Here is a 656-nt window from a genome sequence, read left to right as displayed (position 1 = left end):
GCGCCAGTTACGTCAGTTGTACGGAAGTAGAACTGTGGACGGTAACCGTTAAGGAATGGAGTGTGACGACCACCTTCTTCTTTAGAAAGTACGTATACTTCTGCATCGAATTTAGTGTGTGGCTTGATTGTACCTGGTTTAGCCAATACTTGACCACGTTGAACGTCTTCACGCTTAGTACCACGTAGAAGAACACCACAGTTCTCGCCTGCACGACCTTCGTCAAGCAATTTACGGAACATTTCTACACCAGTTACAGTTGTTTTAACTGTGTCTTTGATACCAACGATTTCAACTTCTTCGCCTACTTTCACGATACCAGATTCAACACGGCCAGTTACTACTGTACCACGACCTGAAATTGAGAATACGTCTTCGATTGGCATCAAGAATGCTTTGTCGATTGCACGTTCTGGTTCTGGAATGTAAGTGTCAAGCGCTTCAACAAGAGCAAGAACTGAAGATTCGCCATATTGACCAGCGTCACCGTTAAGCGCAGCAAGAGCTGAACCACGGATAACAGGAGTGTCATCACCAGGGAAGTCATAAGTAGAAAGAAGTTCACGAACTTCCATTTCAACTAGCTCAAGAAGCTCTTCGTCGTCTACAAGGTCACATTTGTTCAAGAACACAAGGATGTAAGGTACACCTACTTG

Annotated in this window: 1 protein-coding gene; it reads right to left on the bottom strand. The window is 44.5% G+C overall.

Annotation, left to right across the window (positions count from 1 at the left end):
* On the bottom strand, window positions 1-656 hold a 656-nt coding region (locus ACE01R_RS17875), incomplete at both ends, for an EF-Tu/IF-2/RF-3 family GTPase (protein WP_395552816.1).

Origin of the sequence: Acinetobacter sp. BSP-28 (genome assembly GCF_044130285.1) — a bacterium.
Taxonomy (GTDB): Bacteria; Pseudomonadota; Gammaproteobacteria; order Pseudomonadales; family Moraxellaceae; genus Acinetobacter.
This window is presented reverse-complemented; position numbering and strand designations above follow the sequence as displayed.